12 protein-coding genes and 1 pseudogene are annotated in these 17,152 nt (G+C 72.3%); 3 read left to right on the top strand and 10 right to left on the bottom strand.

Annotated elements, in window-relative coordinates; all coding sequences use genetic code 11:
• Positions 1 to 37: 37 nt before the first annotated feature.
• Positions 38 to 1,117 carry a DUF2330 domain-containing protein gene (locus tag ABZ622_RS32685; RefSeq protein WP_360549479.1) on the bottom strand — a complete coding sequence of 360 codons (1,080 nt, stop codon included), beginning with the start codon at positions 1,115 to 1,117 and terminating at the stop codon, positions 38 to 40.
• Positions 1,118 to 1,586: 469 nt separating this feature from the next.
• On the opposite strand from ABZ622_RS32685, the gene ABZ622_RS32680 reads away from it, so the two are divergent.
• A complete protein-coding gene (locus ABZ622_RS32680) occupies positions 1,587 to 3,659 on the top strand; it encodes a bifunctional glycosyltransferase 87/phosphatase PAP2 family protein (RefSeq protein WP_360549477.1) in 2,073 nt (690 codons plus the stop codon).
• Positions 3,660 to 3,803: 144 nt separating this feature from the next.
• Here the strand turns inward: ABZ622_RS32680 and ABZ622_RS32675 are convergent, their stop codons facing one another.
• Together ABZ622_RS32675 and ABZ622_RS32670 are read right to left on the bottom strand one after the other, a co-directional pair.
• Positions 3,804 to 4,823 carry an AEC family transporter gene (locus ABZ622_RS32675; protein ID WP_360549430.1) on the bottom strand — a complete coding sequence of 340 codons (1,020 nt, stop codon included), beginning with the start codon at positions 4,821 to 4,823 and terminating at the stop codon, positions 3,804 to 3,806.
• Positions 4,824 to 4,951: 128 nt separating this feature from the next.
• On the bottom strand, positions 4,952 to 6,283 hold the full coding sequence (locus ABZ622_RS32670; protein ID WP_360549428.1) for a cytochrome P450: 1,332 nt from the start codon (positions 6,281 to 6,283) through the stop codon (positions 4,952 to 4,954).
• Positions 6,284 to 6,564: 281 nt separating this feature from the next.
• Between ABZ622_RS32670 and ABZ622_RS32665 the strand changes: the two genes are divergently transcribed.
• Positions 6,565 to 7,734, top strand: a complete 1,170-nt coding sequence (locus ABZ622_RS32665; RefSeq protein WP_360549426.1) for a steroid 3-ketoacyl-CoA thiolase — start codon at positions 6,565 to 6,567, stop codon at positions 7,732 to 7,734.
• A 121-nt stretch (positions 7,735 to 7,855) separates the two neighbouring features.
• Complete coding sequence (locus ABZ622_RS32660; protein ID WP_360549424.1) at positions 7,856 to 9,193, top strand: alpha/beta hydrolase; 1,338 nt, start codon at positions 7,856 to 7,858, stop codon at positions 9,191 to 9,193.
• Positions 9,194 to 9,300: 107 nt separating this feature from the next.
• Here the strand turns inward: ABZ622_RS32660 and ABZ622_RS32655 are convergent, their stop codons facing one another.
• From ABZ622_RS32655 to ABZ622_RS32625, 7 genes and pseudogenes are all read right to left on the bottom strand, one after another.
• A complete protein-coding gene (locus tag ABZ622_RS32655; RefSeq protein ID WP_360549422.1) occupies positions 9,301 to 10,002 on the bottom strand; it encodes a hypothetical protein in 702 nt (233 codons plus the stop codon).
• A gap of 293 nt (positions 10,003 to 10,295) precedes the next feature.
• The gene (locus tag ABZ622_RS32650; protein ID WP_124717892.1) at positions 10,296 to 10,736 is read right to left on the bottom strand and encodes a transglycosylase SLT domain-containing protein; all 441 of its coding nucleotides are present in this window, start codon (positions 10,734 to 10,736) and stop codon (positions 10,296 to 10,298) included.
• 322 nt (positions 10,737 to 11,058) lie between these two features.
• Positions 11,059 to 11,922, bottom strand: a complete 864-nt coding sequence (locus tag ABZ622_RS32645; protein ID WP_360549419.1) for an ECF transporter S component — start codon at positions 11,920 to 11,922, stop codon at positions 11,059 to 11,061.
• The gene (locus ABZ622_RS32640) at positions 11,874 to 13,586 is read right to left on the bottom strand and encodes an ATP-binding cassette domain-containing protein (protein WP_360549416.1); all 1,713 of its coding nucleotides are present in this window, start codon (positions 13,584 to 13,586) and stop codon (positions 11,874 to 11,876) included. Before ABZ622_RS32640 ends, ABZ622_RS32645 begins: the two co-directional genes overlap by 49 nt.
• A 341-nt stretch (positions 13,587 to 13,927) precedes the next feature.
• Positions 13,928 to 15,061 (bottom strand): annotated as a pseudogene (locus tag ABZ622_RS32635) (energy-coupling factor transporter transmembrane component T); the annotation flags it as partial.
• Complete coding sequence (locus tag ABZ622_RS32630) at positions 15,058 to 15,789, bottom strand: SCO2322 family protein (RefSeq protein WP_360549414.1); 732 nt, start codon at positions 15,787 to 15,789, stop codon at positions 15,058 to 15,060. The pseudogene ABZ622_RS32635 and the gene ABZ622_RS32630, both read right to left, overlap by 4 nt.
• On the bottom strand, positions 15,786 to 17,060 hold the full coding sequence (locus ABZ622_RS32625) for a prenyltransferase/squalene oxidase repeat-containing protein (protein ID WP_360549412.1): 1,275 nt from the start codon (positions 17,058 to 17,060) through the stop codon (positions 15,786 to 15,788). Before ABZ622_RS32625 ends, ABZ622_RS32630 begins: the two co-directional genes overlap by 4 nt.
• Positions 17,061 to 17,152 lie beyond the last annotated feature (92 nt).

Raw genomic sequence — 17,152 nt, 5'->3', positions numbered from 1 at the left:
CCCTCACCCCGTACGCAAGTGTTCGGATCCCCGGCGCTCAACCCACCGGTGCGGGAGGCGGCACCGCGCGCCGCCGCCGGCCCCGCCGCATCAGCAGCAGCACCGTGGCGGCCGCCACCAGCACGGCCGCGAGCAGCGACAGCACCCAGACGGGAATGCCACCCACGGTCAGCAGCTGGTTCTCGTACACCTTGGTCCGGTACGGGGTGTCGGCGGCGGCCGCGCGCAGCTGGTGATCGCCGTCGATCCGCTCGGGGTGCGGGAAGGACTGCTCGATCGCGGTGAGGAACACCGGCTTCTCTCCCGTCAGCTCCCGGAGCGCCCTCGTCTCGCCGACCGCCGACCGGGGATCGATCCTGCCCGCGTACGTCACCTCCGGCGCGTCGCCGCCGATGGAGCCGCGCGGCTCCATCCGGTGCGCGGCGAGGACGTACAGGCCGAGCTGCTGCGGCGTCGAGGCGAGCTTCGACAGCCGCATCGGGTAGACGAGCCGGTCACTGGCGAAGCGCAGCCGCAGCGGGTCGAGCGTGCCGATCAGTGGAGTGCCGCCGTCCCGGGGAGCGAGGCGGATCGCGACGTACTCCCACTTCTGGTCGACGTAGGGCTTCAGCGCGGTCGCCAGCCGGTCGGGCAGGTCGAAGCCGTTGTCCTCCAGCCACTGCTGTAGTGCCTCGGGGTCGGTCGCGGCCAGCCGCGCCACGTCGAAGGGGCCGAGCCGTTCCCGGCCGACCACCTCGACGGACGGCGCCCCGGCCGACGGAGCGGCGGCCCCGTCCCCGACTTTGCCGGAGCCGGAGAACGGCCAGTCGTGGGAGCGGGGCCAGAAGTAATGCCTGGTCACATGTTCCGGCGCGGTGAGGACGGAGAGGTCGGAGAAGAGGCCGGGGTCGCCGAGCTCCACACTCGCGCGGTGCGGCACCGGCATGATCCAGGCCGCCTCGGGGGCGTTCCCGCGCACCGTGAGGCGCATGACGATCTGTTCGGTCCGGCCGTCCCAGTCCACCACCGAGGTCTCCCGGTCGACCGAGACCTGAGAGTCCTTGCTCGGGACCATCGCCCCGCAGCCGCAGGCGTACGCCGGGCTGATCAGCGACCCCAGTTGCAGCGACACCAGCATCAGCAGCAGCGACAGAGCGCGCGCCGGCCAACCGCGCTCCTCGCCCCGGGCGCCCCGCGCACTCCGCTTCACCTCTGTGCACCGCATGTTTCGTCCGACTCCCCCGTGAACGACAGCGTGATCGACAACACGGGTGAGGACGTACGGCCCGTGAATCCGGTTCCGGTTCACGGTTCAGACAGACCGGCGGATCGGCGGACCGGCAGACCGGCGGACCGGCAACAGGCAGCCGGGGCTCAGGGGGCGAATGTCCGGCTGGTCATCTTTTCGGATCAAAAGTGGGATGGCGGTCAGGCGACGGCGGGGTGGATTGTGCCCAACTCATTCCGTAATGCAATGGTTTCAGAAGCATGCCCGGATCGAGGGACATGCACCGGAACAGCGGGAGGGTCGGCGCAGCGTGGCGAACGCGGAGCACAGTGTGCGCGGAGACGTGACGACGGGGGCGAGGACCGGGGCTGCCCGTGCCCTGCTCTGGCTGATCGTGGCCGCCCTGGCCGTACGGCAGATGGCGGCGGTGCTGCGGCAGCCGCCGGGTGAACGGCTCACCGATCTGGAGACCTGGATCGGCGAGAACGGCGTCCTGCATGTGACGGGGTCGCTGTACGACAGCGACCGGATCACCTTCACCGGCACCCCGTTCGCCGGGCTGGTGCTGAAACCGCTGACCCGCATGGCGGAACAGAACCTGGGCGTCGCCTGGACCTTCGGCACGCTGCTGCTCGTCGCCGCGCTGGGCATCGTCGCCGCCCGTGCGCTGCCCGGACCGGTGTCCCGCCGCACCGCGCTGCCGGCCGCGCCCGTCGCGATCAGCCTGCTGATGCTCTCGCTGCCGGTCCGCAACGCGCTGCACCTGGGGCAGACCAGCATCCTGCCGGTCCTGCCGGTCCTGCTGGTGCTGCTGGGATGTTTCGCGGTACGCGGAGAACGCGCCTCGGGCATCCTGATCGGGCTGGCGGCAGCGCTCCAGCCGACCGTGCTGCTCTTCGCGGTACTGCTGTGGCTGACCGGGCGCCGGCGGGCCGCGCTGACCGGCGGCGCCGCGTTCGCCACCTGCACGGCGTCGGCCTGGGCCGCGATGCCGGGCGACTCGTGGACGTACTGGGTGCACCATGTCGCGGGCGCCGGGCTCGGCGGCAACGCGGACAGCCTCGCCAACCAGTCCCTGCACGGCGCGCTGCTCCGGGCCGGGCTCGCCGGCCCGCTGGAGATCGCGCTGTTCGTGCTGCTGGCGGCCGCCGTCTGCTTCCTCGGGCTGCGCCGCGCCGCCCGGTACGCGGCCGACGGGCAGTTGCTCCTCGCCGTCGCGGTGACCGGCTGTGTCGCCGTCGCCGTCTCGCCGACCGCCTGGCAGCACCAGCTGCTGTGGGTGCTGCTCGCCGTGGTCGGCCGGGTCGGCAAGCGGGCCTCCGACCGGCCGGTCTGGCCCGTGGTCGTGGTCCTCGCCATCACGCTGCCGGGGACGATGCTGCTGCCGAACATGGCGGTCCTCTACCCCGTGCGCGACAACGTGCTGCTGATCGCCGCGCTCGCCGCGGCCTGCGCCGTGCCGTTCCTGCCGCGTACCTCGGAGCACTGGCAGCACCCGATTCCCACGGACCACGCCGCCCCGGTCCCGGCCCGCTGGAGCCGGATCCCGCTGCTGCCGTTCCGGCGGCGGGTGCTGAGCCGGCCCAACCTGCTGCTGGAACTGCTCCTGATCAGGGTCGTGTACTCCGCGTACGCCCATGTCAGGCTGGCGGCGACGGCCGGCCGCGCCACCGCCGAGCAGCACGGCCGCCAGATCCACTCCATCGAGCAGTGGCTGCACATCGACATCGAGCACTGGGCCAACCACGCGGTCGTGAACGCCGGCCGGCTGCGGGGCTTCTTCGACCACTACTACACGACGTTCCACTTCATCGTGCCGCTGACCATCCTCGGTGTGCTCTACGTACGACGCCCCGCCGACTACCGCTGGGCCCGCAGCACCATCGGTTTCGCCACGGTGTTCGCGCTGGCCGGTTTCTGGCTCTACCCGCTGGCCCCGCCGCGCCTGATGCCGGGGCTCGGCTTCATCGACACGGTCCACGGTGTCCAGGACTTCGCGAAGCCGGACTACGGGAGCCTGACCGCGATGACCAACCAGTACGCGGCGATGCCTTCGCTGCACTTCGGCTGGTCGCTCTGGTGCGGTGTGGTCGTCGTCGTGCTGGCCCCGAAGATGTGGATGAAGGTGCTGGGGCTGCTGCACCCGCTGTTCACGGTCTCCGCGATCGTCGCCACCGCCAATCACTGGGTGCTGGACGCGGTGGGCGGGGCGGCCGTGGTCATGCTCGGCTTCGGGCTCGCATACGTGCTGGCGGGGCCGCGTGCGCTGCGGCCGGGGACCGTACCGGCGGCGGCGAAGCCGCAGGACGACCTGGAGCGGTCGGTGCCGGTGCCGGTGCCGGTGCCCGTTCCGAGGCCGACGGACGGAGCGATGGACGACGTGACGGACGAAGTGACGGACGAAGTGGCGGACGAAGCGACGGACGACGTGGTGGGCAGCAAACAGCTCTGATCCACAGGCCCGGGAAAGGGTCGCGAAAGAGCCGGGAAGGGCCGAAGGGGTGCCGGGACGAACACATCGTCCTGGCACCCCTTCGGCGTGGATCGCCGCCTGACCAGCATCCGCCCATCGGCCCGGGCCCGCCACTCGAACGGCTCAGGAGCCGGTCGTTCCCAAGGCCCAGGTGGCGACGGAGAGCGTGGCCATGGAGACCACCGTCGAGGTCACCACGGCATCGCGGGCCACCCGGGTGTCCAGGCCGTACTGCTGCGCGTAGATGAAGGCGTTCTGAGCGGTCGGCAGCGCCGAGCAGAGCACCACGGCGAGCAGTTGGTGCTCCGGCAGATGCAGCAGCGGGCCGCCGACGGCCAGTGCGATCAGGGGCTGGACCAGCGTCTTCAGCGCCACCGCCACGACGAACTCGGCGCGCACCGGGCGGGCCGTCCTCTGCGGGAGTTCCGCCGAATCATCGGCGGCCGGGCGGGTGTTCAGGGACAGACCCAGCGTGATCAGCGCCGTCGGTACGGCGGCTGCGCCGAGCAGATCGCAGGAGTGGGCGAGCGCGTGCGGCAGCCGCAGTCCGAGCGCGGAGACAGCCACCCCGAGCAACGAAGCCATGATGATGGGATTGCGGACCGGCATGCTGAGCATCCGCCGGAACACAACGGCCCTTCCGGAACCGGACTTTGTCCCTGTCCCTGCCCCCGCCCCCGTCACTTCCCCCGTCCCCGTCCCCGCCCCCGAGTCCAGTAGCGCGAGGATCACCGGAGAGACCAACAGGACCTGGAACAGGATGATCTGGGCGACGAACGACGCGTCACCGAGCACCTGGACCGCCACCGGGATGCCGAGGTTGGCGGAGTTGACGTAGCCCGACGCCATGCTGCCGATCGCCCGGTCCGCCGTGCCCCGGCCGAAGAGCCGGCCGGACACCAGGAACCCGAGCCCGCAGACCAGCGCGGTACTCGCGGCGAAGGCCACCATCGAGGAGTTGGCGAAGGTGTTCAGCCGCGCTCCGGAGACCATGGTGAACAGTGCGGCGGGCATGGCCACATGGAACACGAACCGGCCGAGCACGGCCTCCGCCTGCGCACCGAGCAGACCACTGCGGCCGACCGCGTAACCGATCGCGGTGAGCATCCAGATGGGCGCGAAGGCGGAGAGCAGGGCGTGCATGCCCGCCATGATCCTCGCGCCGTTGTGCGCCTCCCGCGTAGGGGTTCGGCGGGAGGCGCGTCGCTGGGCACGGACGAAACCGGACCAACGCGCGGACGGCAGCAGGCCAGCGCACGGACAGAAGAAGGTCAGCTCCCGGCGGAAGCCCCGGCTCCGGAAGCCCCGGAAGCCCCGGAGGCCCCGGAGGCCCCAGGGGCCCCAGGGGCACCGGAGGCACCCGCGCTGCTGACCTGAAGCTGCTTGATCCCGTTGAGCCACGCCGAACGCAGCCGCCGCGGATCCTCGACCAGCCGCAGATCGGGCAGTACCTCCGCGATCGCGTTGAAGATCAGGTTGATCTCCATCACGGCGAGCGACTTGCCGAGGCAGAAGTGCGGACCGCCGCCGCCGAATCCCAGGTGCGGGTTGGGATCGCGGGTGATGTCGAAGGTCTCCGGGCGGTCGAAGACCTCCGGGTCGTTGTTGGCCGACGAGTAGAACAGCCCGACCCGGTCGCCCTTCTTGATCCGCTGCCCGCCCAGCTCGGTGTCCTGGGTGGCGGTCCGCTGGAAGGAGACCACGGGGGTCGCCCAGCGGACGATCTCCTCGGCGGTCGTCTCCGGGCGCTCGCGCTTGTAGAGCTCCCACTGGTCGGGGTGGCCGAGGAAGGCGTGCATGCCGTGGCTGATGGCGTTGCGGGTGGTCTCGTTGCCGGCCACCGCCAGCAGGATCACGAAGAAGCCGAACTCGTCGGAGGACAGGTTTCCCTCGCCCTCCGCGGCGACCAGCTGGGAGACGATGTCCTTGGCCGGGCACTCCTTGCGGGCGGCCGCCAGATTCATCGAGTACGAGACGATCTCCATGGCCGCCTCGGTGCCGACCTCCTCGGTGATCGCGTACTCGGGATCGTCGTACGCGGCCATCTTGTTGGACCAGTCGAAGAGCTTGGACCGGTCCTCCTGCGGTACGCCGATGAGTTCCGCGATGGCCTGGAGCGGCAGCTCGACGGCGATGTTGGTGACGAAGTCGAACGATCCGTTCTCGTCGGCGGAGGCGAGCGCGGTCTCGACGATCGAACGGGCGCGGCTGCGCAGCGCCTGTTCCAGGGAGCGCACCGCCCGGGGAGTGAAGCCCCGCTGGACGATCTGGCGGACCCGGGTGTGCTCGGGCGGGTCCATGTTCAGCATGATCAGTTTCTGGACCTCGATCTGGTCCCGGCTGATCGACTCGTTGAAGCGGATGACCGCGGTGTTGGTGTTGGAGGAGAACAGCTCGGGGTGGGTGGAGACGTACTTGACGTCCGCATGCCGGGTGACGACCCAGTAGCCCTCGTCGTCGAAACCGGAGATGCCGGCCGGCTGGGCGCACCACCAGACCGGTGCGGTCTGCCGCATCCGGGCGAACTCCGGGTGCGGAATGCGGGCTTGGAGCAGATCGGGATCGGTGAAGTCGAACCCTTCGGGCAGATGGGGGCAGGACATCGGCAGCTCCAGGTCGGTCCGAGGGCCGCCCGGACGTTGCCTGACGGTCCATCAGAAGTTGACGGAAAGGTAGTAACGAGTTCTACAACTGGCAATAGAGGCGGTCCGTTCTGTTGCGTGAAGAGTGAGTGGGGTCGGTATGAAGCGGGCGCAAGGTGCGTGCAGCACTCTTGCGTACCGGGGGTAAGGCTCATAAGACTGCTTGCATAACTAGAACGCGTACTAGTTCCATCCGCGGGCGCCGGGACGCCCCTGCGGATGTGCGAGGAGAGGACGAGCTCATGGCCGCGGAACCCGTCATCGTCGAAGCCGTACGCACCCCCATCGGCAAGCGCTCAGGCGCGCTCGCCAATCTGCATCCCGGCTATCTGCTGGGCGAGACCTACCGAGAACTCCTCGGCCGCACCGGCATCCACGCCGACTGCGTCGAACAGATCGTCGGCGGCACCGTCACCCACGCCGGAGAACAGTCCATGAACCCGGCCCGCAACGCCTGGCTCGCCGTGGGCCTGCCGTACGAGACCGCCGCCACCACCGTGGACTGCCAGTGCGGCTCCTCGCAGCAGGCCTCCCACATGGTGGCCAACATGGTCGCGGCCGGAGTCATCGACGTCGGCATCAGCTGCGGCGTCGAGGCCATGTCGCGGGTACCGCTGGGCAGCGGCTCCAAGCACGGACCGGGAAAGCCCTGGCCCGATGAGTGGAACGTGGACCTGCCCAATCAGTTCGAGGCCGCCGAGCGCATCGCCCGCCGGCGCGGACTGACCCGGGAGAACGTCGACTCGCTCGGTCTGATCTCGCAGGAACGGGCCGCCGTCGCCTGGGCCGAGGAACGGTTCAAACGGGAGACGTACGCCGTCCAGGTCCCGACCACCGAGGAGGAGCAGGCGGCCGGGCAGGGCATGTGGCGCCTGGTCGACCGGGACGAGGGGCTGCGCGACACCACCATGGAGGGGCTCAGCCGGCTCAAGCCGGTCATGCCCACCGCCATCCACACCGCGGGCAACTCCTCGCAGATCTCCGACGGCGCCTGCGCGATCATGTGGGCCTCCAAGCGGATGGCACGCGCCCTCAAGCTCAAGCCGCGTGCCCGGATTGTTGCCCAGGCCCTGGTCGGCTCCGACCCGCACTTCCACCTGGACGGGCCGATCGACGCGACCCGGGCGGTGCTCGGGAAGGCCGGGATGTCGCTCAAGAACATCGACATCGTCGAGATCAACGAGGCCTTCGCGTCCGTGGTGCTCAGCTGGGCCCAGGTCTTCGAGCAGGACCTGGAGAAGGTCAACGTCAACGGCGGCGCCATCGCGCTCGGCCACCCGGTGGGTGCCACCGGGGCCCGGCTGATCACCTCGGCACTGCACGAACTGGAGCGCCGGGACAAGGAGTTCGCGCTCATCACGATGTGTGCGGGCGGTGCGCTGGCGACCGGGACGATCATCCAACGGCTCTGAACCGGGGGTCGCATCGGAGCTCCGGAGGGCGGGCCCCCGGCCCGGGGTGTTGCCAGGTGCACCCCGGGCCGGGGGCCCACGCCGATGTCGGCCCGGCGCGCCGCCGCATAGCGTCACGGCCATGAACAACGACAACAGTCGTACGGGGTACGAGACTTCACGCAGGCGGCGGCGCATCGCCCGCCGGACGACGGCGGCCGCCGCGGCGATGGTCCTCGCCGCCCTCGGCGTCGCACCGGCCGTGGCCCAGCAGCCCACCGCCGGCCAGCCGTCGGCGCAACAGCACACTGCCCGCCGGCCGTCGGCACAACAGCCCACCGGGACACCGGATTCGCACTCCGCGCACGGCAGAGGAACCCTGCTGAGCATCACCCCCGTGGTCGACCTCGACCGCGCGGACGTCGCCCGGTTCCTCGCCTCGGGCGGCATGGACACCGCCACCGTCCGCCACGGACTGCGCGGCTACCGCCTCACCTACCGCACCGTCACTCCGCAGGGCGCACCCACCACCGCGACCGGCCTTCTCGCCCTGCCCAAGGGCGGCCCCCACCGTCTCGACCTGGTCTCCGACACCCACGGCACCATGGCCCACCGCGACTACGCACCCTCCGTCGGCGAGGACTTCGGCCGCTTCGCCCCCTACCTCCACGCCTCGGCCGGCCGCGCCGTCGCCGCGCCCGACTACCTGGGCCTCGGCAAGGGGCCCGGGCGCCACCCGTACATGGACACCAAGTCCTCCGTCACCGCCTCCCTCGACATGCTGCGGGCCGCACGCACCGCCGCGCGGCGCCTGGACCGGCCGCTCACCGGCGATGTGTACGCCGGCGGCTTCTCCCAGGGCGGCCAGGTCGCGATGGCCCTGGGCAAGGCGCTCGGCGACGGCGCGGACCGGCACTTCAGGCTCCGGGCGCTCGCCCCCGTGTCGGGCCCCTACGACATAGAACACGCGGAGACGCCCGCCCTGTTCGACGGCCGGGTCAACGACACCAGCGCCGTCTTCTACATGTCGTACTACCTCACCGCGCAGAGCAGACTGCACCCGCTCTACAAGGACCCCTCCGAGGCGTTCCGGAAGCCGTACGCGGACATCGTCGACGGTCTCTTCGACGCCGAGCACACCGAGGAGGAGATCATCCCGGCGCTGCCCGCGACGCTCAAGGAGCTGCTCACCGACGACTACTACCGCCTGCTCCAGCACCCCAGCGGCGGTCTGCTGGACGCGGCGCGCGCCCAGGACGGCAACTGTGCCTGGAAGCCGGACGTTCCGGTACGGCTGTACTCCTCGTCCGGCGACACCGACGTTCCGATCGCCAACGCCCGCCACTGCGCCGCCGATCTGGCCGCCCGGGGAGTCGACGCCCCCGTTGTCGACCAGGGGCGGGTCGACCACAACACGACGTACATGAAGTCGGGGCCGGAGATCGTCCGCTGGTTCGACAAGGTGGCCGCACGGCGCTGAGCGACGCTGAGCTGCGTCGAGCGGCGGGCCGGTGGGGCAAGGACGGCGGGGGAACCCCGGCCGGTCGTCCGGCCGGGGCCGCGTCGCCGGAGCGACGGGGTGCGTGCTCAGTACGGCACGTGGGTGGGGAAGGTGGCGGTGGGGCTGAACAGCGACGCGTATCCCTCTTCGTGGTGGCGGCGGTGCCGCCCGGACCGGCCGACGTCCGCGACCGGGGTCGCGAGCGTGATCAGCCCGTCGTTGGCGAGTTCCTGTACGCGCATCAGCAGTGCCCGTACCTCCAGGCCGAGTTCGGCGGCCACCGTCTGCAGATCGAGGCCGGACTCCCAGCTCCACAGCAGTACGGAATCCATGCTCGGCGACCAGGCGACGGTGTTGTCCACCTGGGCCGGCGGGGACGGTGACGGGATCATGGCCGTGGTCGTGGCCGTGGTCATGGTCGTGGCCAGGGCGGGAGCCGCGGGCGGAGCCGGGGGCGCGGTCACGGCCGGGGTCTGGGCCGGGACGGGCTTCGGCGCTTCCGGCGGCGGGGCGGGGGTCTCGTCGGCCGGGTGCGGCCGGGGGTGTTCCGGCGCGGCGGCGGGCGACCCCGCCGAATCGCCCGCCGGCGGGGTCCGGTTCAGGAGCTTTTCGGCGAGGGACCGGGCGTCGCTGCGGCCGACGGTGCGTCGAGCTAATCGCACCTCGCGTTCGTTGAGGCCCATCAAATCCGCGATCGAGCCGTCGTCGCCGACCGTGACGGCGAAAGCGGCCAGCGTTCGGCTCCGCTCCGCCTGTGTCTCGTCCAGCAGCGCCTGTGCTCGGCGCATGCGTTCGTCGCTGGCGCAGAAAGCTTCCGCTAGAACGGTGTTCCGCTCCCAGAATTCTCTTGGTTCCACGGAAGTGACAACGCGTCGATGGCCGTTGGGAACGGACGGACAAGCCAAATGCGCCTAAATGGACTAGTGAAGCAGCGAACCAGTCAAGTCGTATCAAGTGCCTGTTCACACGGGGAGGTGACCCGGCCGGGCACGCCGAAGGCCCCGACCGGTCCTGGATGCCAGTGGTCGGGGCCTTCGCGCAATCCTGCGTACGAGCGGTCGGCGCGGTGCCGGTGGTCGGCTCAGTACCAGTGGTTGGCCTGCCAGAAGGACCAGGCGCCGCACGGGCTGCCGTAGCGGGAGTTCATGTAGTCCATGCCCCACTTGATCTGGGTGCTGGGGTTGGTCTTCCAGTCGGCACCGGCGGAGGCCATCTTCGAGCCGGGCAGGGCCTGCACGAGACCGTAGGCGCCGGAGGAGGCGTTGGTGGCGGTGTGGTTCCAGCCGCTCTCGTGCTGGACGATGTTGCTGAAGCACTGGAACTGCGCGGCGTCGCCGATCATCGACTTCGCCGTGGCCTGCGCGCTCCCCGCGACGGACGTCGGCGCGGCGGCCGGTGCGGCCATGGCCGGGGTGACGCCGAGGCCCAGGCCGGTGGCGCCGAGGAGCACGGCGGCGCCGGCGACGGCGGACTTGCGGCGGGCGGTGCGGGGCTTGGCGAGGATGTTACGGGCGAACGACACAGAGAGACCTAACGTCGGGTACGGGGGAGTCGCCTGCCGGTCCGGATGGTGCGGTCGTGCGGGTGGACCGGGCTTCGTCGACCGCGGTCCGGTTCGGCGGACCCAGCGGTGCTCGGCGACTCATCCAGTGTTAGCGGCGGCTTTTAACCATGGCAACGACCCCAGGTACGAGCCCGCCTCGTACCCCGACCCGGCGGAGCCGCACGGCGCCCGGCCGGCTCCGCCGGGTCGTCGCAGCTCGGCGGGACCGCTCGGCAGGCCGTACGCCCGGGGACGCGACTACTACCCCGCGTCGTGGAGGACCAAGGTCCTGTGGGGGCCCTCACTCGCGGGGAGCGTCGAATGTGACCCGGGCCTCGAAGGCGGCGCGGCGGGTGGCCCGGCGCAGCGCCTTCAGCAGCGCCGGACCGACGGCCAGGGTCAGCACCGCGGTGAGCACCGCCCGGCCCAGGTCCCAGCCGAGCGAGGTGGCCAGACAGTAGGCGAGGAAGCGCACCAGGTTGTCCGTCAGCGGATCGCCCGCGTGGAAGGAGACCCCCGAGCCGGCCGGGGGCACGATCGTCCACCCGTACAGGTTCATCACCGTGCCGTACGCGAACGACGCCACGAACCCGTAGCCCGCGAGCATCAGCGACTCGGCCCGCCCGCGCAGCCGGTCCGGGCCCGGCAGCAGGCCCGCGCCCATCGCGAACCAGCCCATCGACAGCATCTGGAACGGCATCCACGGACCGACCCCGCCGGTGAGCAGTGCGGACGCGAACATCGTCACCGCGCCCAGCACGAAACCGAAGCCCGGCCCGAGCGCCCGGCCGCTCAGCACCATCAGGAAGAACATCGGCTCCAGCCCCGCCGTGCCCGCCCCCAGCGGACGCAGGGCGGCACCGACCGCGGCCAGCACCCCCAGCATGGCGACCGCCTTCGCGTCGAGGCCGTCGTCCGCGATCGTCGCCACGACCACCCCGACCAGCAGCGGCAGCAGCGCGGCGAACAGCCACGGCGCGTCCTGGGAGTGGGCCAGGCCGGAGTCGGGACCGGCCAGCAGCGGCCAGCCGAACGCGGCCACCCCGATTACGCTGATGAGGACGAGCGCGGCGATCGCCCGCGGCCCGAGCCGTACCGCCCTCACCCGGCGCCCGCTCACGACGGTCCCTCCAGCGCGGCGCGCACCTGCGCCACGGTCAGCCATTTCTGCGGGGCGAGGATCTTCGAGGTCTGCGGGGCGAACGCCGGGGACGAGACCACCACCTGCCGGGTCTCGCCGTCCGCGACGACCTCCCCGTCGGCGAGGATCACCACCCGGTGCGCCAGTTCCGCCGCGAGTTCCACATCGTGCGTGGCCAGGACGATCGCGTGCCCCCGCGCCGCGAGGCCGCCGAGCACCGTGACCAGCCGGGCCTTCGCCGCGTAGTCCAGGCCACGGGTCGGCTCGTCCAGGAGCAGCAGCGGGGGCCGCGCGGTGAGCACGACGGCCAGGGCGAGGGCGAGGCGCTGGCCCTCGGAGAGATCGCGGGGATGGGTGTCGTCCGGCACATCGGGCAGCAGCTCGCAGACCAGGGCCCGGCAACTGCCGGGAGCGGCGCCCGCGTCGCTGTCCGCCGCGGCGCACTCGGCGGCGACGCTGTCCGCGTACAGCAGATCGCGCGGTTCCTGCGGTACGAGCCCGACCCGGCGCACCATCTCGCGCGGCTGCGTCAGGTGCGGGGTCCGGCCGCCGACGAGGACGGTGCCGGAGGTGGGCTCGACCATGCCGACGAGGGTGGCCAGCAGGGTGGATTTGCCCGCGCCGTTGCGGCCCATCAGGGCGACGGTCTCGCCCGGGGCGACGGTCAGCGTCACCCGGCGCAGCGCCTCGACGCGCCCGCGCCGTACACCGAGCCGCTCGACCCGGGCCGTGGCATCGGCGACCGGCTCGGGCACGGCGGCACTCGGCGCGCCGCGGCCCAGCAGCCGGCCCAGGACGCCGCGCCGCACGGGGGAGGGGGCGACGGGTGCGAGCGGGGGAGCGGTCGGCGGCTCGGGGGCGGGCGGCCGCACGGATGCGAGCCGTTCACGCAGGTCCACCGCCCGGCGCCGGGCATCGCGGACCGAGAGCGGCAGCGGTTCCCACCCCGCCAGCCGGCCCAGCGCGACGACCGGCGGGCGGACCGGGGAGACGGCCATGATGTCCGCGGGCGCGCCCATCACCGGGGCGGCGCCCGGCGACGGCAGCAGAACGACCCGGTCCGCGTACTGCACCACCCGCTCCAGCCGGTGCTCCGCCATCAGGACCGTCGTACCCAGGTCGTGCACCAGCCGTTGCAGTACGGCGAGGACATCCTCGGCCGCCGCCGGGTCCAGGGCGGACGTCGGCTCGTCGAGGACCAGGACCTTCGGGTGCGGGGTGAGGACGGAGCCGATCGCGACCCGCTGCTGCTGGCCGCCGGAGAGCGAGGCGATCGGCCGGTCGCGCAGCTCGGCCAGTCCCAGCAGGTCCAGGGTCTCCTCGACCCGCCGCCGCATCACGTCGGGGGCCAGGCCCAGCGACTCCATGCCGTATGCCAGCTCGTCCTCGACCGTGTCGGTGACGAAGTGGGAGAGCGGGTCCTGGCCCACCGTGCCGACCAGATCGGCGAGTTCGCGCGGTTTGTGGGTACGGGTGTCGCGGCCGTCGACCGTGACCCGGCCGCTCAGCGTGCCGCCGGTGAAATGCGGCACCAGACCGGAGACGGCACCCAGCAGTGTCGACTTGCCGACCCCGGACGGGCCGACGAGCAGCACCAACTCGCCCTCGGGAACGGTCAGATCGACCCCCGACAGGGTGGGGCGCCCGGTTCCCTCGTAACGCACCGAGACCTGCTCGAACCGGATCACTGGATCTCCTTGGAATTCGGCCCACTCACCGGCGCAGCATCCACCGGCCCACTCACCGGCGCAGTACCCGTCGGCTCACTCGCCCGCGGAGTACCCGTCGGCTCACTCGCCCGCGGAGTACCCGTCGGCTCACTCGCCCGCGGAGTACCCGCCGGCTCACTCGCCCGCGCAGCATCCGCCGGCTCACTCGCCCGCGGAGCACCCGCCGGCCCACTCACCGGCGCAGCATCTACCGGCTCACTGGCCCGCGGAGTACCCGTCGTCCCACTCACCGGCGCAGTACCCGCCGGCTCACTCGCCCGCGCAGCACCCGTCGTCCCACTCACCGGCCCGCCCACCGGCGGCGGCACCGGCGCCACCACCGCGGGCAGCAGCCCGATCAGCACCGCCGCCGCGGGCCACAGCGGAAGCACCGGCGCGGCCAGCGGCACGACCCCCGGGTGCAGCGCCTCCCCGTAGGCACCGCCCGCCCAGATCATCGCCACCGCCACCACGACCCCCGAACCCGCCACCAGCCAGGCCCGCACACCCCACCGGTCGGGCCGGTAGCGGGTACGGACCGAGCGGGCCCCGCCGAGCCGCAGCCCGGCCAGCGCGGCGACGAGCCCGGCGATCAGCAGCGGAACCCCGTACACCGCGCCCTGCGCGGCCAGCAGCCCGTACGTACCGGCGCACACGCCCAGCAGTCCGCCGAGCGTGAGCACGTTCGTGGTGCGGCGGACGGCGGGCGGGACCTGGGCGGTGCGCCCGTAGCCGCGCGCGTCCATCGACGCGGCCACCGCGACCGAGCGCTCCAACGCGCCCTCCAGGACCGGCAGTCCGATCTGGAGGACCGCCTTGATGCCACCGGTCGGCCGGCCCCGCAGCCGCCGTGCGGTGCGCAGCCGCATCACATCGGCGACCATGTTCGGCGCGAACGTCATCGCGACGACGACCGCGACGCCCGCCTCGTACAGCGCACCGGGCAGCGACTTCAGCAGCCGGGCCGGGTTGGCGAGCGAGTTCGCCGCACCGACGCAGATCAGCAGGGTGGCCAGCTTCGCCCCGTCGTACAGCGCGAAGACCAACTGCTCGGCGGTGACCCGGCCACCGAGCCTGACCCCCTTCGCCCAGTCGGGCAGCGGCACTTCGGGGAGCGTGAACACCGTGTGCGTACCGGGGATCGGCGAACCGAGGAAGACGGAGAAGACCAGCCGCACAGCGACGACGAACAGCCCGATCCGGATGAACGCCCCGTACGAACGGGCCCACGGCGCGTCGGTACGGCGCGCGGCCACGACGTAACCGGCCACCCCCACCAGCAGCCCGAGCAGCAGCGGATTGGTGGTCCGGGACGCGGCGGTTGCCAGGCCGAGCGCCCACAGCCACCAGGCCCCGGCGGGCACGGCGTTGCTCCGGCTCGCCGCGGGCGCGCGCAGCGGACGCCGGCGCGCCAGGGCCGTGCGGCCGGCCGGAGCGCTGGTCGAGGCGGTCATCCGCGGCGGCGGCGGGCCTGCACGACCGCGGCGATGCCGAGGAGGAGCACGGCGCCGACCCCGACGAGCACCCCGGCGGACGGGCCGCCGCCGGAGCCGCCCGAGCCGCTGGAGGCCGCGGACCCGGCCGGTGACGTGGAAACGGAGGCGGAGGCGGCCGAGTCGGGCGTGCCGTTCCCGTTCCCGTTCCCGCTGCCGTCCCCGCTGCCGTTTCCGTCGCCGGAGACCTGTTCGCCGCAGCCCGAGCCCGGGTATCCGGCGATGGCGCAGAGCATCGCGTCGCTGCTGTAGCGCAGCGGCTTCGCCACCGAGGCGAGTGCCTCCGCGGCGCTCGCGTCCGGTCCGACCCGTGCGCACGCGGTGCGCGGCGCGGGCGGTGTCTCACCGGCCGGGGCGTCCGCCGCCGTGCCCGGGTCGATGACGAGTGCGATCCGCTTGGTGCCGTCCTGGGCCGGGGTGTCCGCGCAGATCTTCGTGAAGTCGGCCGCGCGGCGCGGCTTCGCCGAGTCCTGGGAGTCCTCGCTGACCGAGAACCGGAAGCCCTGCACCGCCCCGTCGTCCGGCCGGACCAGCGACGGGCCCTGGGTGGCGTACGTCCAGCCGGATCCGGAACCCTCCCAGAACGACCAGTACCGGTACCCGGCCGCCTGGGCCGGTCCCGCGCCGAGCACGGCCAGGACGGCGCCCAGGACCACCAGCAGCGCGGTGGTCCGTCCCACGCGCCTCACGGCTGCCTGCTCTTCCGGCGACCGCTGGTCAGGAAGAACGCGATGGCCGCGAGGACGAGGCCGATGCCGATGTACCACCACACGCCCCCGATCACGTCGTCGCCGCTGTGGACCTGGTCCTTCTCCGTGGCCTCGTACCCGGTGTCGGCGGACGGGTCGGGCGTCACGACGGCGGCGGGCGCGGGGCCGGCCGCGTTGAGCCGGGCGACGAGGTCGACGCCGCCGAAGTCCCGGGCGTTGTTGCCGGTCGCGTGGGCGGCCAGGATCAGCTGGGCGTAGGCGGCGGGGCCGCTCTGGGCGGCCCAGTCCGCGGAGTTCTTCTTCAGCCAGTCGACGGCTCCGGCCGCCTTGTCCTGGTGGCCGGCCGCGGAGAGCGCGACGACCGCGTCCGCGGTGTTGCCGAAGTCGGGCTGCGGGGTGGTGTCGGTGGCACCGGGCATCGGCGCCAGGTTCAGGTGACCGCTGCCGGCGAGGGCGTCGGTGAGGTAGTGGGCGCCGTTCTGCGCGGCCTGCTCGGGCGTGAGCCCGGAACCGGGCCGGCAGGTGGGTGCCTTGCCCGCGGCGTTGTTCCCGACTGCCAGGGCCTTGCCCATCGTGCCGAGCACGGCGGCCGCGGTGGCGTCCGCGTTCGCGGCGAGCCCGCCCTTCTTGTCGGGCTGGTACGCGAAGGCGCCGCCGTCCTTGCCGCCGCACGGGATGGCGAGGGCGAGCAGCGGGTCGTAGGGGGTCTTGCCACCGGGGGTCGTGATGTCCGTGAGCCGCTGCCCCTGACGGGCGAGGGCGCCGATCACCAGAGAGGTGGAGTTGGCGTCACTGGGCGCACCCGCGGTGTAGCCCCAGCCGCCGTCCTCGTTCTGTACGGACTTCAGCCAGCGCACCGAGTTGTTCACGGTCTCGCGGTGCCCGCCGACCTCGACCAGCGCCTGGGCGGCGGCCGCGGTGGCATTGGTGTCCCGCACCGTCTTGGCGTCGCACGGCTTGGCGGTATCGGGCCGGTACGCGGCGTAGGAGCCGTCGGCGCACTGCTGACCGATCAGCCAGTCCACCGACTTCGCGGCCGGGGTGACCCCTTCGAGCCGCTGCGCGAGGAAGGCCAGCGACTGCCGCCACACACCGTCGTAGGTGGGGTCCTTCGTGCCGTACAGCCCGGACGGCAGCGCGACGGAAGGCGAGGGCGAGGGGGACGGCGCTGCCACCGCGACCGGCGCAGCGGCCGCGCAGAGCACGGCGGCGGTGGCGGCGAGCGTTGCTGCGCTGCGACGTACGGTCATGGCGGGCGGGGCCTCTCCTGCGGGGTGAACCGGGCACAGGCACGCTCAGGCACCAGGCTCCGACCTCGTGTACCTCGACGGTGCCGACCACC

The organism is Streptomyces sp. NPDC007164 (assembly GCF_040634135.1).
Taxonomy (GTDB): domain Bacteria; phylum Actinomycetota; class Actinomycetes; order Streptomycetales; family Streptomycetaceae; genus Streptomyces; species Streptomyces sanglieri.
This window is presented reverse-complemented; position numbering and strand designations above follow the sequence as displayed.

Bases quoted from the DNA above. Each gene is read 5' to 3' on its own strand.
- ABZ622_RS32685 (WP_360549479.1), bottom strand. From the start codon at position 1,117: ATGCTGGTGTCGCTGCAACTGGGGTCGCTGATCAGCCCGGCGTACGCC.
- ABZ622_RS32675 (WP_360549430.1), bottom strand. From the start codon at position 4,823: ATGCACGCCCTGCTCTCCGCCTTCGCGCCCATCTGGATGCTCACCGCG.
- ABZ622_RS32670 (WP_360549428.1), bottom strand. From the start codon at position 6,283: ATGTCCTGCCCCCATCTGCCCGAAGGGTTCGACTTCACCGATCCCGAT.
- ABZ622_RS32665 (WP_360549426.1), top strand. From the start codon at position 6,565: ATGGCCGCGGAACCCGTCATCGTCGAAGCCGTACGCACCCCCATCGGC.
- ABZ622_RS32660 (WP_360549424.1), top strand. From the start codon at position 7,856: ATGAACAACGACAACAGTCGTACGGGGTACGAGACTTCACGCAGGCGG.
- ABZ622_RS32655 (WP_360549422.1), bottom strand. From the start codon at position 10,002: ATGCGCCGAGCACAGGCGCTGCTGGACGAGACACAGGCGGAGCGGAGC.
- ABZ622_RS32645 (WP_360549419.1), bottom strand. From the start codon at position 11,922: ATGGCTGACCGTGGCGCAGGTGCGCGCCGCGCTGGAGGGACCGTCGTG.
- ABZ622_RS32625 (WP_360549412.1), bottom strand. From the start codon at position 17,060: ATGACCGTACGTCGCAGCGCAGCAACGCTCGCCGCCACCGCCGCCGTG.